The organism is Chelativorans alearensis (assembly GCF_010993735.1).
Classification (GTDB): domain Bacteria; phylum Pseudomonadota; class Alphaproteobacteria; order Rhizobiales; family Rhizobiaceae; genus Chelativorans; species Chelativorans alearense.
This window is the reverse complement of sequence record NZ_WQNI01000012.1, coordinates 49,337-67,887: the sequence shown is the minus strand read 5'-3', so window position 1 is coordinate 67,887 and position 18,551 is coordinate 49,337. Positions and strand designations below refer to the sequence as shown.

18 protein-coding genes are annotated in these 18,551 nt (G+C 63.6%); 11 read left to right on the top strand and 7 right to left on the bottom strand.

Features of this window, described 5'->3' with window-relative positions:
• Positions 1–2 precede the first annotated feature (2 nt).
• The 7 genes from GPJ75_RS18385 to GPJ75_RS18355 all read left to right on the top strand — a co-directional run bounded on the left by GPJ75_RS18385 (position 3) and on the right by GPJ75_RS18355 (position 7,827).
• Complete coding sequence (locus tag GPJ75_RS18385) at positions 3–1,589, top strand: FAD-dependent oxidoreductase (protein WP_163269978.1); 1,587 nt, start codon at positions 3–5, stop codon at positions 1,587–1,589.
• A 7-nt stretch (positions 1,590–1,596) separates the two neighbouring features.
• Positions 1,597–1,794 carry a DUF2783 domain-containing protein gene (locus GPJ75_RS18380; RefSeq protein ID WP_163269976.1) on the top strand — a complete coding sequence of 66 codons (198 nt, stop codon included), beginning with the start codon at positions 1,597–1,599 and terminating at the stop codon, positions 1,792–1,794.
• Positions 1,791–2,432, top strand: coding sequence for a maleylacetoacetate isomerase (maiA, locus tag GPJ75_RS18375; RefSeq protein ID WP_425483171.1), 642 nt, complete (start codon positions 1,791–1,793; stop codon positions 2,430–2,432). The genes GPJ75_RS18380 and maiA overlap by 4 nt, the downstream gene beginning before the upstream one ends.
• 276 nt (positions 2,433–2,708) lie before the next feature.
• Entirely contained in the window at positions 2,709–3,890 is a 1,182-nt protein-coding gene (locus tag GPJ75_RS18370) for an acyltransferase family protein (RefSeq protein ID WP_163269972.1), read from the top strand.
• A 19-nt stretch (positions 3,891–3,909) separates the two neighbouring features.
• Entirely contained in the window at positions 3,910–5,013 is a 1,104-nt protein-coding gene (locus GPJ75_RS18365; RefSeq protein WP_163269971.1) for a glycosyltransferase family 2 protein, read from the top strand.
• A 25-nt stretch (positions 5,014–5,038) separates the two neighbouring features.
• Positions 5,039–6,034, top strand: coding sequence for a glycosyltransferase family 2 protein (locus GPJ75_RS18360; RefSeq protein ID WP_246249128.1), 996 nt, complete (start codon positions 5,039–5,041; stop codon positions 6,032–6,034).
• 8 nt (positions 6,035–6,042) lie between these two features.
• Positions 6,043–7,827, top strand: a complete 1,785-nt coding sequence (locus GPJ75_RS18355) for an ABC transporter ATP-binding protein (protein WP_163269970.1) — start codon at positions 6,043–6,045, stop codon at positions 7,825–7,827.
• Between the two features lie 39 nt (positions 7,828–7,866).
• Here the strand turns inward: GPJ75_RS18355 and GPJ75_RS18350 are convergent, their stop codons facing one another.
• The gene (locus GPJ75_RS18350) at positions 7,867–8,802 is read right to left on the bottom strand and encodes an AraC family transcriptional regulator (RefSeq protein WP_163269969.1); all 936 of its coding nucleotides are present in this window, start codon (positions 8,800–8,802) and stop codon (positions 7,867–7,869) included.
• Between the two features lie 168 nt (positions 8,803–8,970).
• Between GPJ75_RS18350 and GPJ75_RS18345 the strand changes: the two genes are divergently transcribed.
• Together GPJ75_RS18345 and GPJ75_RS18340 are read left to right on the top strand one after the other, a co-directional pair.
• On the top strand, positions 8,971–9,822 hold the full coding sequence (locus GPJ75_RS18345; RefSeq protein WP_163269968.1) for an SDR family oxidoreductase: 852 nt from the start codon (positions 8,971–8,973) through the stop codon (positions 9,820–9,822).
• Between the two features lie 31 nt (positions 9,823–9,853).
• The gene (locus tag GPJ75_RS18340; protein ID WP_163269967.1) at positions 9,854–10,597 is read left to right on the top strand and encodes an SDR family oxidoreductase; all 744 of its coding nucleotides are present in this window, start codon (positions 9,854–9,856) and stop codon (positions 10,595–10,597) included.
• A 123-nt stretch (positions 10,598–10,720) separates the two neighbouring features.
• Here the strand turns inward: GPJ75_RS18340 and GPJ75_RS18335 are convergent, their stop codons facing one another.
• The 6 genes from GPJ75_RS18335 to GPJ75_RS18310 all read right to left on the bottom strand — a co-directional run bounded on the left by GPJ75_RS18335 (position 10,721) and on the right by GPJ75_RS18310 (position 16,759).
• The gene (locus tag GPJ75_RS18335) at positions 10,721–11,545 is read right to left on the bottom strand and encodes an ABC transporter permease (RefSeq protein WP_163269966.1); all 825 of its coding nucleotides are present in this window, start codon (positions 11,543–11,545) and stop codon (positions 10,721–10,723) included.
• Positions 11,542–12,423: an ABC transporter permease gene (locus tag GPJ75_RS18330; protein WP_163269965.1), complete on the bottom strand. Its 882-nt coding sequence runs from the start codon at positions 12,421–12,423 to the stop codon at positions 11,542–11,544. Before GPJ75_RS18330 ends, GPJ75_RS18335 begins: the two co-directional genes overlap by 4 nt.
• Positions 12,416–13,483, bottom strand: coding sequence for an ABC transporter ATP-binding protein (locus GPJ75_RS18325; RefSeq protein WP_163269963.1), 1,068 nt, complete (start codon positions 13,481–13,483; stop codon positions 12,416–12,418). The genes GPJ75_RS18330 and GPJ75_RS18325 overlap by 8 nt, the downstream gene beginning before the upstream one ends.
• A 58-nt stretch (positions 13,484–13,541) precedes the next feature.
• Positions 13,542–14,666: an extracellular solute-binding protein gene (locus GPJ75_RS18320; protein ID WP_163269961.1), complete on the bottom strand. Its 1,125-nt coding sequence runs from the start codon at positions 14,664–14,666 to the stop codon at positions 13,542–13,544.
• Between the two features lie 212 nt (positions 14,667–14,878).
• On the bottom strand, positions 14,879–15,529 hold the full coding sequence (locus GPJ75_RS18315) for a Vgb family protein (RefSeq protein WP_163269959.1): 651 nt from the start codon (positions 15,527–15,529) through the stop codon (positions 14,879–14,881).
• A 9-nt stretch (positions 15,530–15,538) separates the two neighbouring features.
• Positions 15,539–16,759, bottom strand: coding sequence for a helix-turn-helix domain-containing protein (locus tag GPJ75_RS18310; protein ID WP_163269957.1), 1,221 nt, complete (start codon positions 16,757–16,759; stop codon positions 15,539–15,541).
• 369 nt (positions 16,760–17,128) lie between these two features.
• On the opposite strand from GPJ75_RS18310, the gene GPJ75_RS18305 reads away from it, so the two are divergent.
• Together GPJ75_RS18305 and GPJ75_RS18300 are read left to right on the top strand one after the other, a co-directional pair.
• Entirely contained in the window at positions 17,129–17,575 is a 447-nt protein-coding gene (locus GPJ75_RS18305; protein ID WP_163269956.1) for a CBS domain-containing protein, read from the top strand.
• Positions 17,576–17,608: 33 nt separating this feature from the next.
• Positions 17,609–18,505, top strand: coding sequence for a complex I NDUFA9 subunit family protein (locus GPJ75_RS18300; RefSeq protein ID WP_246249118.1), 897 nt, complete (start codon positions 17,609–17,611; stop codon positions 18,503–18,505).
• Positions 18,506–18,551 lie beyond the last annotated feature (46 nt).

Genomic DNA, 18,551 nt, shown 5'->3' with positions numbered 1-18,551 from the left:
GCATGCCGCGCTACCGGTACAGGCACTTCGGATACACGGTTCCGCCGGAGCTTTCCGGCGGGCCCCGGCGCGACTGCAAGGTTGCCATCGTGGGCGCGGGGCCCATAGGCCTTTCTCTTTCCATAGACCTGGCGCTCAGGGGCGTGGCCTCGGTCGTGCTCGATGACAACGATGTCGTTTCGATCGGCTCGCGGGCCATCTGCTGGGCCAAGCGGACACTCGAGATCTTCGACCGGCTGGGCGTCGGCGAGCGCATGGTGGAAAAGGGTGTCACCTGGAAGGTTGGCCGGGTCTACCACCGCGAGCGTGAACTCTACACCTTCGACCTCCTGCCGGAGGCGGGGCACAAGATGCCGGCCTTCATCAACCTGCAGCAATACTATGTCGAGGACTATCTGGTCGAGCGCGCGCGCCAATTCCCCGAACTGATCGACCTGCGCTTCAAGAACAAGGTCGTCGGCATCGAGGACGGCAGCCGCGGCGCCACGCTCAAGGTGGAGACGCCCGATGGCGCCTATGACCTGCATGCCGACTACGTGGCCGCTTGCGACGGTGCGAAATCGCCCATCCGCTCCATGCTGGGGCTGGAGTTCCGCGGCCAGCTCTTCGAAGAGCGCTTCCTCATCGCCGATATCGAGATGCAGGCGGATTTCCCGCCCGACCGGCGCTTCTGGTTCGAGCCGATCTTCCATAATGGGGAATCCGCCCTCCTGCACAAGCAGCCTGACAACATCTATCGCATTGACCTTCAACTCGGCTGGAACGCGGACCCGGAGGAAGAGAAGAAGCCGGAGAATGTCATCCCGCGCATCAAGGCCGTCGTCGGCGAGCGGCCCTTCGAGATCGACTGGGTCTCGGTCTACACCTTCCAGTGTCGCCGACTGGAGCGCTTTGTCCACGGGCGCGTGATCTTCGCCGGCGACAGCGCGCATGTCGTCTCGCCGTTCGGTGCGCGCGGCGGCAATGGCGGCATCCAGGATGTAGACGCCCTCGGATGGCGGCTTGCGGCGGTGGTGAAGGGGGAGGCGCCGGAAGGCATTCTGGAGCGCTACAACGCCGAGCGCGTGCATGGCGCCGACGAGAACATCAGGAATTCGGCGCGCACCACCACCTTCATGACGCCGAAATCGGACATGGAAAAGATGATGCGCCGGGCGGTGCTGGACCTTGCCGCCGAGATGCCATTCGCGCGCCGGCTCATCAATTCCGGGCGCCTTTCGGTGCCATGCTCGCTGGAACGGTTCTACGACAGCGGAGGCATCGCGAACCCACCGCTTCCGCCCGGCCGGGTCGCGGTCGACGCGCCGCTGGAGAAGCGCGGCGAGAGCACATGGCTCTTGAACGAACTCGACGACGGGTTCACGCTGGTTGCCTTCGGCGAGGAGGCCAAGCGCGAAATCGCCGGTGTCAGGCACCTCCGTGTCGGCGCAAATGGTGGTGATCTTCTTGACCGCGAAGGGTTCGCCCTCGAACGCTACGGCACCGGCTTTTCCTATCTCTTCCGGCCGGACCAGCACATTTGCGCGGTCTTCCGCGAGCCGACGGCGGAAGGTGTCCGGGCCTCGGTCGACAAGGAACTTGGCAGGTGAGGCGGCTATGAAAGAACTCGCGGACGACCGGCTCGGGACAGTGGGCGACGATTTCTACGAAGCGCTGCTCGAGGCGCATAAGGGCTTGAGCTTCGAGGAGAGTGCGGCCCTCAACGCGCGTCTGGTGCTGATCCTCGCCAACCGCATAGGCGATCTCGAAACCCTCAAGGCGGCGCTCGCCGCCGCGCGTAGGAGCGGGGAATAGTGGCGACGGTCCTCTACGATTACTGGCGGTCTTCCGCGAGCTACCGCGTACGCATCGCGCTCAACATGCTGGGCGAGGATTATGAGATCGTGCCCGTCGATCTCCTGGCGCGGGCGCACAGGAGCGAGGAGCACTTGGCGCGCAACCCGCAGGGGCTGGTGCCAGCGCTCGACATTGACGGGCGCATGCTCACCCAGTCGCTCGCCATCATCGAATATCTCGACGAGACCCGTTCGGCCGGCTTCCTGCCCAAGGATGCCGCGGGGCGCGCCCGTGTCCGCGCGCTGGCGGGTGCCATCGTCATGGAAATCCACCCCGTATGCAATCTGCGCATCGTCGCTCATGTGGCGGAACTGACCGGTGGAGGGGAGGGGGGGCGCAAGGCCTGGATGCAGAAGTTCATCGCCGAGGGCCTGCGCGCCTTCGAGGCCATGCTGGGCACTGGCGACTTCTGCCACGGCGACAGGCCGGGCATGGCGGATTTCTGCCTCGTGCCGCAGCTCTACAACGCCCACCGCTGGGCGGTGGACCTGTCCGGGTTGGCGCGGATCCAGAGGATCGCCCGGAACTGCTCCGAGATCGCCGCCTTCGCAGCGGCCCATCCTGACCGGATCGGGCCACCCCCGTCACAGGGCTGAGAAGCGGTTGAATGTCCGACGTGTGACGCGCCGCGCGTCACGCCCCTCGGAGTGCGCTTCAAAATCTATTTCGCCGCGTCGGAAAACATGATGAACTTTGCCGCATCATGGGCTCATTTGACAATGCATGCTCGATTTTCGGCTCTCGACACCTTTGAATATTGCAGGCCCACGAACAAGGCAGATGATGGATTGTGCGGCAGAACACGTCTGATCAGGGAGCTGACGCCATCAAGGAGTTTTCGGTCAGGTTCTGAACGCTGAGGGAACAAATCTATGTCGAATGGGCGCGACCGGCAGCTTGATGGGCTGAGGGCCTTGGCTGTCACAATGGTACTGTACGCGCATTTTTTCTCGGCAGACGATTCTTATTGGGGCCACGTCGGTGTGCGCCTGTTCTTCGTCCTCAGCGGTTTCCTGATTACCCGCCTTCTCCTGGACGCGCGCTCGGCGGCGGAGTTTGAGGCCTTGCCCGCCCTAGAGTCGTTCTACATTCGACGGGCTCTGCGGATCTTTCCGCCATATTTCGCCATGCTGGGGCTCGTCTGGCTGATCAACCTGGAGGAGTCCCGATGGATACTCCTCTGGCACGCGCTTTACATTTCGAACTTCTGGTACGCTCTCCAGAACGAGTGGACACCGTGGGTCCTGATCCACACCTGGACGCTGTCCATCGAAGAGCAGTTCTATGTCGTTTGGCCCTTGCTTGTCCTGCTGGCGCCGCGCCACTGGATCGAGCGGATCTGCGTAGCCGTCATCGTCCTGTCGTTGGCGTACCGGTTCTACTGGCCCTTCACGGGGACGCCTTCGGTAGCGCGCGATGTGCTTCCTCCGGCGTCGATGGATGCGCTGGGGGCCGGAGCGCTACTGGCTGCCTATCGATCCCGGGCCGCGGGGTGGCCCCAATGGATGCGGTTGGGCTGGGCACCCCTTGCGGCCGCATTCCTCCTGTTGCTGTGGTTCAGATCGGTCCAGCTGACGCCGACGCAGGATTGGGTGCGCTGGATCGGAATGGAGGTATTCCCCCTCGTTCCGCTGGTCATGATCGTCGGGCTCTGTTCGGCGCGGATTGAGGGCTATGCCGGCCGCCTGCTGGAGGCGCGGCCGTTGGTGGCCCTTGGGCGGGTCAGCTATGGCGTATACCTTTATCACGCTCTCGTGCTGGCGCTGGTCGTCAAGGCGCAGCCCTGGCTCCCGGTCAATGTCTCGGAACAGGGATTGGGCCGGTTCGCGATCGCGGGGGCGGGGACGCTGGTGCTTGCCGCCGTTTCCTGGCAGTTTTTCGAAAAGCCGATCAACGCGCTCAAGCGCAACTTCCCTTACGTTGCCCGGAGAGATCGCCATCCCGCGAGGGCATTCACGGGGTGGCTAGGCAGGGCACAGAACCAGCGGGGCGCGGCAGCGCGGCGTGGTCCGATCGATCGCACCAAGGCCATCCCGGACCCCGATCTTCAATGAACTGATTGAAGGCTGAACCATGCCCGCCCCATTGGTCTCCGTTCTGCTACCCATCTACAACGCCGAGCCTTATCTGGCCGCTGCGCTGGAGAGCATCCTGCGCCAGGATTACGGGCGTTTGGAAATCATTGCCATCGATGATGGCTCGACCGACCGTTCGCTTGAGATCCTGCGGCGGTACCAGAAAGCCGATCGTCGAATTTCGATCGTCTCGCGCGAAAACCGCGGCCTGATTGCGACCTTGAACGAGGGCCTTGCCTTGGCCCAGGGCGATCTCATCGCCAGGATGGACGCCGATGACATTGCCTATCCTTCGCGCCTGTCGCGACAGGTGGCGGTATTTGCCCAACAACCCCAGTGCGCAATCTGCGGGTCGGGCGTCGACACACTCATCGGCGATCGTATCGTCAGGGGCACGGCCGATCCGATGCACCAGCGCTGCAGCCTGCGTATACTGTCGATGTTCTTCACGATCTTCATCCACTCGACGGTCGTCTACAACAGGAAAGTCATACCGGAGACCGTATTGAGGTATGATCCGCGCTATGTACACGCGGAAGATTTCGATCTTTTCAGGCGGATTGCCGATCGCTTTCCGGCAACGATGATCGAAGACAGCCTGATTGCCTACCGTATCCACAACGGCAGCGTCTCAAACAGGCACAAGCGGCAGATGCGCAGAACGCATTTGGCGATCGTCACCGAAAATCTTGAACAGGAAGCTCTTGCCGTCGCCCCCGGCACCTTGTGCGACCTCGGCGAGGCGGCGACCGAGGATACGGTCCGTCGGGCGGCCGAGTACATTCTCGCGCTTGAAGACTGGGTCGCGACCCAGCCTGTGGAGACGAGGCGAAGCTATGAGGGAGGAACGTTGAATCTCTTTTATTTCATCTACCAGCTCATCGGCGACGAGCAGCGGCCAGAGCTGACGCATGAGTTCCTGACCCGAACGCGAAAATGGGCGCTCATCCGGCGCCGCGAGAAATACGGGTTGCTCGCTGGCGCCTATGCGCCGCGGCTGAGCCTTATCTCGATCGCCGCCACCAGGCGGTTGGACGCGCTCTCGCGATACTTGCAGTCAGTGCCTGCTGCCGCTGTCCTTCCGCGTTATCACATGAGCTAGAATGACCGCCGGACCTGCCCAACCCATGCCAAGGAACCCAGCGACCGCCGATCCCTCGGTGGCAGACGAGCCGATGCCGCTGGCAAGCTTTATTATCTGCACCCGCAACCGTGCTTCGTCGCTTGGTATATGCGTCAGGTCAATTCAGGCTGCATGCCAATCCCATGCCGCCGTCACGGCCGAGCTCGTCGTGGTCGACAACGGATCCACGGACGGCACTTCGGAATATCTGGCGCGCATCGCCGCAACGTCGAACATCGCTGTCACGCTCGTTTCGGAGCCGCGTCCGGGGTTGGCCGCCGCTCGCAATGCCGGGCTCAAGAGCGCCCGTGGCCGCATACTCGTCTTTGTCGACGATGATTGCGAGATCCACCGGGATTATCTCCGCGACCTGGAGCGGCACTACGCGAGCGGCGAGAAGTGCGTTATCCGAGGCGGCCGCGTCGAACTCGGAGACGCAAAGGACCTGCCTTTCACGATCAAACGCTCGCCGGTGCGCGAACGGCTTACACGCGACGTCCATCCTGGCGGTTTCGTACTGGGGTGCAACATGACGATGCATCGCGAGGTTGCAGTTCTTGTGGGCCGTTTCGACGAGCGCTTCGGCACCGGCGGCCCGCTGCGGTCTGCGGAGGACACCGACTATCTGGTGCGGGCATACCTGCTGGGTATCCCGGTCGAATATGTGCCCGACATGACGGTTCTCCATCACCACGGCCGAAACGTCCGCCAAGCCATCGAGACGCTCCACCGAAACTACAGCCTTGGCAATGGAGGGCTTTGTCTGAAGCACATCCGCCACGCCCCTTGGTTGCTCCTCCATTTCTACTGGACCATGCGATCGGCTTTTAAAGAGCTCGTGGGTGGTCCACAGTTCGATCCCGAGTTGCGCCTGTCTCATTGGCCGATCGTGTTCATGAACATCCTCGGCGCCGCAAAATTCATCGGCCTCCTGATAGCAAGGCGGCCAGAGCGTTCGGAGTTGCAGCATGTCCAACAGGCAACAGTCGAGTTGAGGTGATGCCCGTTATGTTGCGATTGGTACTGCCAGGATTGCCAGTGCTGCGCGAAGCGCTGGGGCAACAATTGCGCCTCCTTCCGGCCGTTGTGGTTCTAGGCCTGGTGGCCGCCGCGCTCGAAGGTGTCGGTATCGGTCTGGTCATCCCCATGCTGGGCATCATCGTCGGGCATGAGGATGGCTCCCAAATGAGCGGCCTCTCCGCCTTCTTTCAGGAGGTTGGGTCGGGGCTGGATAACGGGGAACGGCTGGTCGTGATCTCCGCCGTCATCCTCGCCTTGATCGTGCTGAAGAACATCCTGGCATTTTCAAATACGGTGCTCACGACATTCATCTACGGCAAGGCAAGCCATTCCATCCGAAGTGCCCTTTCGGAACAGCTCTTGAGGGTAGGCTACCCCTTCTTCCTGCAACAGGACCCCGGCCGTCTGCTCAATGTCATCTCCAACGAGTCCTGGCGGGCTTCGGATGCGGTCCAGACTGTCCTTGGGGCGATCGTGAACGCCTCGGCTGCAATCATTCTGTTGGCCTTCCTGCTGCTCCTTTCCTGGAAGATGACGCTGCTGGTCGCGTTCGGCTTGGCCGTTGTCCAACTCGCGCATGCCGTTCTGTCGGCCAGCCTGAAGGCCCCCAGCCGCAGTGTCACCTCCCACAACAGCGCACTCGCATCGAGGATGCTCCACCTCGTGCATGCCGGGCGGCTGATCCGTATTTTCGGGCAGGAGCAACGGGAAAAGGCGGTGTTTGACGGAGCTTCGGACGCGGTTCGCCGTGCAGGCTTCGTCCTGCAGACCCGCCAGGGTGCGTTGCCGCTGCTGACGGAAGTTCTCCACGCGATGCTCTTCCTGGGTGTGGTCGTGGGAGCGTGGTTCGTGGGCGTGAGTTTCCCGGTAATCGTGGCCTTCGTCGTCCTTCTCTACAGGCTACAGCCGCACATGCGGTCTTTGCAGATGGCCTGGAGCCAGCTGCAGGGTTGGAGCGGGTCGATGGAGGAAGTCAGGTGGTTGCTGGATACGTCGGACAAACCCAAGCCGCCCGAGGGCATCATCCCCTTCCGCCGCCTCAAGCAACGCGTGAAATTCGAGGACGTGACTTTCCGGTATCCAGCTTCGGACTCCCGCGCCGTGGTGCTGCATTCCGCGAGTTTTGAAATCCGCAAAGGCCGTTCGACAGCGATCATCGGCCGGTCGGGCGCCGGCAAGACGACGGTCGTGAACCTTCTATGCCGGTTCGTGGAGCCGGATGAGGGGGTGATCCTCGTCGACGGGCTGCCCCTCGGCCAGATCGACCCAACCCATTGGCGAAGCCAGATCGCGCTGGCCAGCCAGGAGCTCGAGCTGGTCGATGGCACTATTCTGGAGAACATCACCTACGGGCAGAAGCAGGCCACCGCCGCTGAAGCCGAGCAGGCTGCAAAACTGGCCGAAGCGCATGGGTTCATAGAAGAACTGCCCCAGGGATACCAAACCGTCGTCGGCTATCGGGGCGTCAATCTGTCGGCGGGGCAGCGGCAGCGGATTGCATTGGCAAGAGCGCTGGTCCGCGATCCCGATATCCTGATTCTGGACGAGGCCACCAATGCCGTGGATGGTCTCTCGGAGGCAGCGATTGTCGAAACGCTAAGGTCGAGGGCCGGCCGCCGCACGACGGTCGTCATCAGCCATCATCGCAGTACCATTTCGTTCTGCGACGACGTCGTCATACTGAGCGGTGGCCGCGTAAAGGGCCAGACTCCGCTCGCCAATTTGGCATCGCTGAGCATGGACGAGCTCTATGAACACCATGGGCTCGATTGACGTGCAACTGCAGCCCCCGCGGTCATCTATCGGGGCATGCTAGGCGGCGTTCGCCCGTTTGTATTCCTGTGCTCGTTCTTTAACGCCGTTTGATCCCACTCGGGCGCGGAGGGCGTCCCGCTTCGGCGGCGCCTGGAACATGCGGCCGTATTCGCGGGTGAACTGCGAGACGCTCTCGTAGCCGACTTCAAACGCGGCGCTGGTTGCCGAAAGGCCTTCATTCAGCATGAGGCGGCGCGCCTCGATGAGCCGAAGCCGCTTCTGGTACTGTCCCGGCGTCAGCGAGGTCATGTGCTTGAAATGCTTGTGGAACGCGGTGAGGCTCATCGCTGCTGCCGCCGCAAGGCGCTCGACGGGCACACGCGATCGATACTCGTCTCTCAGGATAGCAATGGCCGCGGCGAGGCGGCTCGCGTGGCTGTCAGGCGCTGCAAGTGCCCGCAAGGCGGCGCCGTGCTGTCCCGACAGAAGCCAATAATGCAACTCCAGCATGATCCCTGGGCGCAGCAGCGGGGCCGCTTCGGGGCGGTCCAGCAAGCGGGTCAGCCGCAATGCGCAGTCCAGGATCACGGCATCGGTGTCTTCGGCGAATAAGGTGCGCGTTTCGGAAAGGCGCTGCGCACGCACGCTGCCCAACTGCGTCGAGACCTCGCGCAGGATCGTCATCTCCAGTTCGACGGCAACCGCCAGATAAGGCTCGCTCCGGCTCGCCTGCACAATACGACCGACGACAGGCATGTCCGCGCTCACGATCACGGACTGGCCTGCGGAAAAGAGCCGCTCTTCTCTTCCCACCGTCATGTGCTTGGCACCCTGCAAGACCAGGCAAACCAGGGGCCGGTAGACCGAATGCAGGTCGCCGCGCGGTGACTCGACGCACATCATCCGCAGCCCGGGCACTGGCGTCAGTGCCAAGCCATCGCGATTTGAATGACGGCCGGCATACGCCCGGACGGCCTTCTTGAGCGACTCCATGCGATCTCTCCTAAAACTCAGCCCGAACCTAGCACGGAGGCGGACGGATATCACGGGGGCTGCAGGATCAGGCAAGCTTTGCGCAGCCATTGGCAAGCTCTCGCCCAGGCCAGTGGGTATGAAACCTACCGACGGAAGATGGTCGCTCGATGAGGAAAGGATCACATCATGTCTGGACAAACCAATATCCCGAGACGGGCCGTTTTGACTGCTATGGCGACGGCATCCGCGGCACTTGCGGCTGGCGCCGCCCGCGCTCAAACGACGGATCAGGCGAGGCCAACGCCGGGCCAGGGCAAGGTCGCATTAGTGACCGGCTCTTCCCGCGGCATTGGAGCTGCGACGGCTAAGCGCCTTGCCCGCGACGGCTATGCCGTCACCGTGAATTGTGAGAAGAACCGCGATCTCGCGGCCGGCGTCGTCCGAGACATCGAGGCGGCCGGCGGGAGCGCCGTGTGGGTGCAGGCCGACGTCAGCGATCCGAGCGCGGTGCTACGCCTGTTCGAGGAGAACGAGCGCGCATTCGGCGGTGTCGACGTCGTCGTGAGCAATGCCGGCATCATGCGGCTCGCGCCGTTCAGCAACATGGCCGACGCAGATTTCAGTCGGATGGTCGATGTCAATCAGAAGGGCAGTTTTTACGTCCTGCGCGAGGCCGCGCGGCGGGTGCGCGACGGCGGCCGGATCATCGCGCTCTCATCGAGCATTACACAGCTGCGCAGCCCGACCTATGGGCCCTATGCCGCCACCAAGGCCGCGCAGGATCTCTTTGCAAATGTCCTCGCGAAGGAGCTTGAAGGCCGCATGATCTCGGTGAATGCGATGGCTCCGGGTGTCGTGAACACCACGCTCTTCACGGACGGTAAGACGCCGGAGCAGATCGCCGGCTTCGCCGCGCGCACACCGCACAAGCGCATAGGCGAACCCTCCGACATCGCCGATGTGATCGCGGCGCTCTGCAGTGGGGACGGTGCATGGATCAACGGGCAAACGGTGTTCGCGAACGGCGGAATCGTCTGACCCGATTAGCTGGATTTAGGAGCACAAAGCGATGGAAATGACAGGAAACACAATTCTCATCACCGGCGGTGGATCCGGCATCGGCAGGGAACTTGCCCTGCGCTTCAACGGACTCGGAAACACGGTGATCGTCGCTGGACGCCGCAGGGACGCGCTCGAAGAGACAATCGCCGGTCGGGACCGCATGCATGCGGTTGTTCTTGATATTGAGGATCCGACAGCGATCACCGCATTTGCCAAGCAGGTCGTCACGGAGCACCCGGCGCTCAACGTCCTGATCAATAACGCAGGCATTATGCGCCGCGAGGACCTGACCGGAACTCGCAACCTGCGCGACGCGGAGGAGACGATCACCACCAATCTGCTCGGGCCGATCCGGCTTACCGACGCGCTGACCGACCATCTCGCAGGCCGGCCAAACGCCGCGATCGTCAATGTGTCGTCGGGCCTGGCCTTCGTGCCGCTCACCGGCACGCCGACCTACAACGCCACCAAGGCGGCGATCCATTCCTACACGGTCTCGCTGCGCAAGCAGCTTGACGGCAGGATCGAGGTCATCGAACTTGCGCCGCCCGCAGTTCAAACCGAGCTTACACCCGGCCAGTCGACGCGCGAGGGCTATATGCCCCTCGACGAATTCATCGACGAGGTGATGGCGCTGTTCCGCCGGGAGCCGACGCCCCAGGAGATTCTGGTGGAACGGGTGGGTTTCCTGCGCTGGGCAGAGCGAGACGGCCGCTTTGATCAAGCGTTCGATATACTCAACACTCACTGAAGGGGGCGAGGCGTTCAACGCCTGAATTGGTGATGTTCGCCTCGTTATGCCGTCGTGCCGAGTTTGCCGAGGGAAGGTCCTCGCCCGTGGGTAGCAATGGAACCACACTGGAACTGCCAAGTGCTAGCCCCGTTGCTCCTCCTCAATGTTGGCCCGCCGCGCCACGCTGCGGCGGCGCGCCACCTCATAGGTGACGGCGCCCACGATAGTCACCGCCACCATGATCAGCGCGAGCGCGTTGACGGCCGGCGTGAGCCCAGTGCGCACCTTGGTGGCGATGTAGACGGTGAGCGGCGTGTCGAAGCCGCGCACGAAAAGCGTCGTGTTGTAGTTCTCGATCGACTGCAGCACGGCCAGGAAACCCGCCGCGAAGAGCGCCGGTTTGAGGAAAGGCAGGATGACGCGGCGGAAGACCATGAATTTCGAGGCGCCGAGGCCGAGCGCGGCCTCTTCCTGCGTGCGGTCGAAACGCTGCAGGCGGGCGGCAACCATCAGCATTATATAGCAGATGATGAAGCTCGATTGCGCGAGCACGATGAGGAAGACGCCGCCGCCCACGCCGAGCTGGCGCCACAGCACCAGCGTCGAAATGCCGATCACGACGCCGGGCGTCAGAAGCGGCGAGACCATGACGGCATAGAGGAAGCTGCGGGCCCGCGCGTGCAGGCTGGTGAGCACCAGGGCCGCCGCCGTGCCGATCGGCAGGACCACCAGAACGACGAAGAAGGCGACCACGATCGAGGTCCATAGCGCGTCCCACATGCCGCGGTCGGCGGCAAGCGCATTGAACCACTCGAGCGTCGTGCCTTGCCACGGCGTGACGGTGGGGAAGCGGCTCGTGTTGAAGGTCGCCGCGGCCATGATGGCGAGCGGGGCGAAGAGATAGACGAAGAAGGCCACGAAATAGACGCCGAAGAGCCCCTTCATGATGCGGTCGGCGGCGCTCATTTGGCCACGTCCGTAAGGTTTACGCGGGCGATCTTCAGCGTGACGAGCACGACCGTGAGACAGAGCACGAGGAGCACCAGCGCATAGGCCGCGCCGCGGTTCCAGTCGCCGCCTTCGAAGAACCAGTTGTAGATGATCTCGGTGAACCAGCGGCTGCCCGGCGCACCGAGAAGCGCGGGCGCCACATAGCTGCCGGCGGCCAGCATGAAGGTGAAGACGCAGCCCGTGGCGATTCCGGCCTTGGCATGCGGGATGACGACGCGCCAATGGGTACGCCAGACGGACGCGCCAAGGTCACGTGCTGCCTCGATCTGCGATTTTTCGAGCGATTCGATGGCGTTGTAGATCGGGAAGAGCATGAAGAGGATGTAGGCGTAGGTCATGCCCGCCAGCACGCCGCCGTCGCCATACCAGCGCACAGGCTCGTCGATGACGCCGAGGGCAAGGAGTGCCGCATTGAGCGGTCCACGGAAGGCGAGCAGGATGTACCAGGCGAGCGTGCGCAGCACCTCGTTGATCCAGAAGGGGATGGTGAGCGCGAGGATGGCGATGGCCGTCTGATTGGGCGTGGCGTTTTGCGCCAGCCAATAGGCAAGCGGATAGCAGACCATCAGCGTGACGAAGGCGACCAGCGCGCTCGCCCAGACGGTCTTGAAGAAGATGGCCCGGTGCACGCCCTCATTGGCAAGGTAGAGGACGTTGCTCAGCGAATAGACGTCGCGCGGGCCGCCGATGTCCGCAGGCGGCAGGTTGGGCCTCAGCGCATAGTCGATCATCATCACGTTGGGTGCCAGCACCATACCGGCGAGCCACGCGGCGACCAGCGCAAGAAAGACGGTGCCGAGCCCGCCCCCGAAGCGCTTGTAAAGCTCACCCATCGGGCAGAACCACCGCATTGACGTTTTGGAAGGCGAAGGAGGCACGCGCACCGATCTCCGGCGCCTCGCCGAGTTCCGTGCTGGCAATCGAGGCGATGAGCCGGCTGCCGTCTTCCAACGTGCCATGGGCGAGCGCGAAGGCGCCCTCGAAATCGACGCGCTCAATGGTGGCCATCAGCCGGTTCTCGCCCCGCGCCTTATGCTGCAGCGCCTCCGGGCGGACATAGAGCCTGGCTGCCGCCCCCGCGGAGAGGCCGTCGCCTGCGCGGCCGCTCAGTGGCCCGAAAGCGCTCTCTACCGTGGCGATGCCGTTCTCGATGGCTGCGACCCTGCCGGTGATCGCGTTCGTCTCGCCAACGAAACGGGCAACAAAAGGCGTGGCGGGATTGTCGTAAAGCTCGCGAGGCGCGCCCACCTGCTGCAGCACGCCTTCACTCATCACCGCCACGCGGTCGGACATGGCAAGCGCTTCCGACTGGTCGTGGGTGATGTAGATGAAGGTGACGCCCGTGCGCTTCTGCAGGGCGCGCAGCTCTGCCCGCATATGCTGGCGCAGCTTCAGGTCGAGCGCCGACAGTGGCTCGTCGAGGAGCAGCACCTGCGGCTCCACCGCGAGAGCGCGGGCAATCGCTACGCGCTGCCGCTGCCCGCCGGAAAGCTCGCCCGGCATGCGCTCGCCGAAGCCTTCGAGCGCCACCAGCTTGAGCAGGTCGTTCGCCTTCTTGCGCCGCTCCGCCTTGGCAACGCCGCGCGCCTCGAGGCCGAAGGCGATGTTTTCCCACACCGGCATGAGCGGGAAGAGGGCGAGCGACTGGAAGATCATGGCTGTGGGGCGCTGGTCGGGGCCGAGGCCCTTCATGTCGCGCCCGCCGATCAGCACCCTTCCATCGGTCGGCTCGAGGAAGCCCGCGACAATGCGCAGGATGGTTGTCTTGCCGCAGCCCGACGGCCCGAGAATGGAGAAGAACTCGCCGCCTTCCACGGTGAAGGAGACATCCATGACGGCGCGGGTCTGGCCGAAGGCCATACCGACGTTCTGCAGCTCTACCGAATGCGACATTGTTGCCCGATGAGTGAGAAGGGGCGGGCGAAGAGGTGCGCCCACCCCGGAATATGCGTCAGGCCGAGAGGAACCGGTCCTGATACTCGTTGCGCTTGGCGACGAACCAGCTCTCCTGGATCGGCCACCACCAGAGCTTCTCCAGCGCGTCGCCCGGATACGCGGCGGCGAAGAAGGCCTTGGCCTCGTCCGACGTCAGGTCGGCCGCGCCGACGGCGGTGGAGTTGATGGAGGTGGCGTTGGTGTACATGGCGCCGGCTTCCGGCGTCAGGAACCAGTTGATGAAGGCGTAGGCCTGTTCGATGTTCTCGGCGCCTGACGGGATCGCGACACCCTCCATCCAGGTGAGCGCGCCTTCCTTCGGCGCGATGAAGCCGATGGGCAGGCCCTCCTTGGCAAGGGCGGCCGCCGTCGAATCCCAGGTCTGGCCGATGGCGCAGCCATTGACGCGGAAGGCGCCCTGCGCCTCGTTCTCGTTGTTCCAGAACTGGGCGACATTAGCCTTGCGGGCGATGGCTTCCTCGAGAATGACGTCATAGATCTGCGTCATGTTCTCTTCCGACTTGAAGGCCTCGACCATGGGCATGGGAAGCTTCCCGTCGCCTTCGAGCCACAGGCCGATGCCGACGAGGCCCGAATGGCCGCGTACGGTTGCCTTCCCCGCCATCTCCGGCTTCCAGATGTCGCCGTAGGAGGCCGTGCCGTATTTCAGCGGCGCCTGCTCCTTGTCGAAGGACAGCGCTTCCGTGCCCCAGTCGGTTGGCACCTGATAACGCTTGCCTTCGATAACAGCGCCAAGATTCTCGGAGTTCGACCAGGCGCTTGGCAGGCACTTGTCGACATCGACTTTGCTCTCGTCGATCGGCTGCACGAGGCCGAACTCCACATAATTCGGCACGCGGTCGACCGTCGGCCAGATGATGTCGAAGCCGGCGCCGTTGTTGGCGCGCAGCTGGTTCAGAAGCTCGTCATTAGTGCCGTAGGGCGTATAGTTGGCCTTGATGCCGGTGGCATCCTCGAACTCCGCCAGCATCTCGTCGTTGAGATAGCCCGCCCAAGCGAAGATGTTGACGCTACCCGATGAACCCTGCGCATAGGTGCGCGAAATGAATGGTGCCGCCAGCGAAAGCCCCGCCGCGGAAGCCGCTCCCTTGATGAACGCACGCCGTTTGACCAGTCTCATGTGACTTCTCCCAGTTTCCGTTGCCCTGATTGCGCGCAGCGGTATGCCCTGCATGTTACATCTGGATGAAGGTACGGCAACGGAAAAAGGACACTGGATCAGTGGATTGCAGCCCCGGCCCGATGGCCGGGAAGAGGAGGGAGATGTTCAAACGCATGCCATATGCGCGGCCCATATGCGCGACAGGGTAAGCCGCCACGGAAGCACGAAGATCAGCTTCTCGCGGCGCCTCGCTTGGGCCGGCGGACGGTTCTCACCATCCCACTGTTTCCGCCGCCGCAGAAGAACCGATCGCCGCCATCGGACTCGAGCCCCGACACGCCTACTCCTGGCGGCATCTCGATCCTCTCCAGGACCTCTCCCGTTTGAGGGTCGATTTGCCTCAACTCGCTCTCGTCACCATCCCACGTGCCATGCCAGAGCTCGTTGTCGAGCCAGGTAACTCCGGTGACGAAGCGGTTGGACTCGATGGTGCGGAGGATCGCCCCTGTCTGGGGATCGATTTGATGGATCCTCCGATCCCTATACTGCCCCACCCAGAGCGTCCCTTCGGCCCACGCGAGCCCCGAGTCGCTGCCGCCGCCGGGCGCCGGGATGGTGGCGAGCACATGGCCGGTCTTCGGGTCGATCTTCTGGATGCGGTCCTCGGCGATCTGAAAAAGGTGCTGGCCGTCGAAGGCCGTTCCCGCATGCGCGGCGGCATCGATCGAGCGCAGTGTCCTCTCGTTCGCCGGATCGAACGTGTTCAATTTGTCGCCGGACGCGAACCAGACGTGCTGACCGTCAAAGGTAACCCCGTGCACGTTGTCGACACCGGGAAAGGGTCCGTATTCATGGAGGATTTCGGCCGCTGATCGTTTCATGCTTCCATCCTATACGCTCGGCAGTGGAGCGGGGAGTAACAATGTCGTCGGGAATCCCGGCACGGGCGGGGTCATCCAACGGCGTGCTCGCGCGCGGCCAAAGGACTGCACCTTGCCTGCTGCCGCGAGCTGCTCGAGTGCCCGCTGCACGGTTCGCTGGCTGGCGCCGAGCGCGATCGCCAGAGCCGAGCTCGACCACGACTCGCCGTCGGCGAGAAGGGCGAGCACCACCGCATGATCCTCTTCCACGGGCGGTGCCAACACGACAAACTCGCTCGCCCCGCGCGGCACCAGCTTGAATCCTCGCTTCGTCGCGCTCACCCCGGCCAGCGTCCGAAGCTCCACGCGGAGCCGCCCGATTTCGACCCGCAACCGTGCACGATGCGATTCATCGGCATGCTTGGCTCGAAATGCCCGCGCGAGGAGTGTGCCCCTCGACACATCTCCGGGCCAGGCTTCGCCCAGTGTGCGCGCGAGCGCGAACAATACAGGGCGCGTCGCGAGCGAAACCACCGTGCCAGCATTCCGCACGACATGACGGCACGCGTCTATGACGAGCGCGTTCGATGCCAGCAACGCTTCGACCTCACCAAGCAGGAGGAGCCGTTCCTCGCCGCGTGCCATCAGCCGGGCCGCGGGCGTATTCAGGACGAGGGACGCATTCTCCACTTCCGCCGCCAGCGCGGGGATACCCGCGTGCCGTGCGGCGCGCTCGGCCCGAGCGAGTGCTTCGCGCGCCGCCTTCGTTTGGAGGCGCCGCAGGGCGATCCCCGCGACGACCAACTCGTGGGCGGCCCGCGACGCGGGCGGGAAGGGCGCGGAGTTGAGCTCGGCAAGCCCACGCTCGGCCTCGTCGAGGCGCCCGATCAGGAGCAGGCGCCGGACATCGAGGTACCGCGCATACGCGGCGTTCACCGGGTCGCCGTGCGCTTCGAGCGTCGCCCGCGCCTTCTCGAGCGCCTTCTGAGGCCAGCCGAGGTCGCGCGAGACGAGCGCGATCTCGGCCTCGGCGACGACGCACCGTGCGCGGGCCACGGCCTCCTTCGCGCCGAAGGCGCGCGCCGCACGTCGCAGGAGGGCCTTCGCGCGAACGAGATCGCCGAGCTGCGCCATCGCGATACCGCGAAGCGCCAGCGCCGGCGCGTCCTCGCGCAGGGCGACCCGGTTCAGTGCGCCGAGAGGGTCACCCGCCGCGAGTGCATGTGCTGCGGCCGTGATCAGCGAGTCCATTTAACTCCCGCCACACTCGTCACTCCGACGTTGAATGTGCCGGTCCTACCGCAACTCACGACCACCACCAAGTGGTCTTGAGAACCTGCGTCAGAAGGAGAATCGCCAATGCCGAGCATCTTGCCAGGGGCGGAATCCAAGATTTCATGGCGAACTTCGGCGGCGGTTGTCCTTGAGTTGGCGAGATAAGCGCGCGCTCTGGCCGTCCGGGAACAATCGGCCTTTCGGCGGGTTCAAGCGGGCAGGGGATTCCTGCTATCTGGACCGGAGGAAAGGAGGCAGCTTCCGCAATACGAAGAGACGACCGCTGCCTTCACAAGCAAGATTGGAAGGCACTGGCATGGCCACTGGCAGAAAGGAGAAGGTACTATGAAAGTAAGCGAAGTAATGACGACCAACGTCCGCACTGTGAGCCCCGACCAATCCATCCGCGAGGCGGCGAAGATCATGGCCGAGATCGATGCGGGTGTCGTCCCGGTCGGTGGAGATGACCATCTGGTCGGCATGCTGACCGATCGCGACCTGGCGGTTCGGGCGGTGGCGCAGGGGCGCGGTTCCGACACACAGGTCCGCGAGGTGATGACCCGTGACATCAAATACTGCTTCGAAGATGAGGATACGGATCACGTCGCGCACAATATGGGCGAACAGCAGATCAGACGCATTCCGGTCGTGAATCGGGAAAAGCAGCTGGTCGGTATCCTCTCACTCGGCGACCTGGCGTTCAAGGAAGGGCCGGCACCTGCCGGCGAGGCGCTCCGGGGAGTAGCGCGACCGGGCGGTGTTCATTGCCAATCGGACGATGCGCACGCCTGAGGGATGGCTCTCACCAAGAGGGAAACACGTTCCGTGCTTGTTCTCGGCGGGACGGGATTTCTCGGCCGCCGCGTTGTTCGCCATCTGCTCAGACGCGGCTTCGAAGTCCGTTCAGGATCTCGCCATCCTGAACGGGCGCACAGCATCTTTGGAAAGGCGGCGGTCGAGGCTATCCGTGCCGATGTGACGGATGAGGTCTCGCTCAACGCCGCGCTTGCGCGTTCCGCCAATGTCATCAATGCCGTCAGCCTCTATGTCGAGCACGGCGAGCAAACCTTCGATGCGATCCACGTCAGGGCCGCTGCGCGCGTCGCGCGGGTGGCGCGTGACGTCGGTATGAGGCAACTGGTCCACATATCGGGGATCGGATCCGATCCGCTTTCCAGATCCGACTATATCAGCGCCCGGGGCAGGGGCGAGAACGCCGTGAGGGAAGCTTTCCCCGGCGCGACGATCGTCCGCCCGGCCGTCATGGTTGGGCCGGACGACGCATTCCTGACAACCATCGCCCGCCTCGTTCGGCTGTTGCCGGTCTACCCTTTGTTCGGCGACGGAAAGACGCGCCTGCAGCCGGTTCATGTGGAGGACGTGGCAGAGGCGGTGGCGCGCGTGCTGGATAGCGGGGACAGCGCTCCCTGTTATGAACTGGGCGGGCCGCGCGTCTATCTTTATCGCGATCTCGTCAAAACCGTTGCACGACAGTCTTCTGCGCACACCGTCACAGTGCCGATACCTTTCGTTTTCTGGAGCATGATCGCGCGGCTGGCCGAAGAGCTGCCGAGCGTGCCTCTTACGCGAAACCAGGTCGAGCTTATGCGGCGCGACAACGTCGCCGCCGCCGATTTGCCCGGATTTGCGCAACTCGCGATCGAACCTGCGGCGATCGAAGATGCTATTCAGGAGATGCTTGACCAAAAGTCGCAGAGGTAGGCTGGGTCCGTCTTTCCGCTGGTTCGTCTATAGCGGTCGGTAGCAT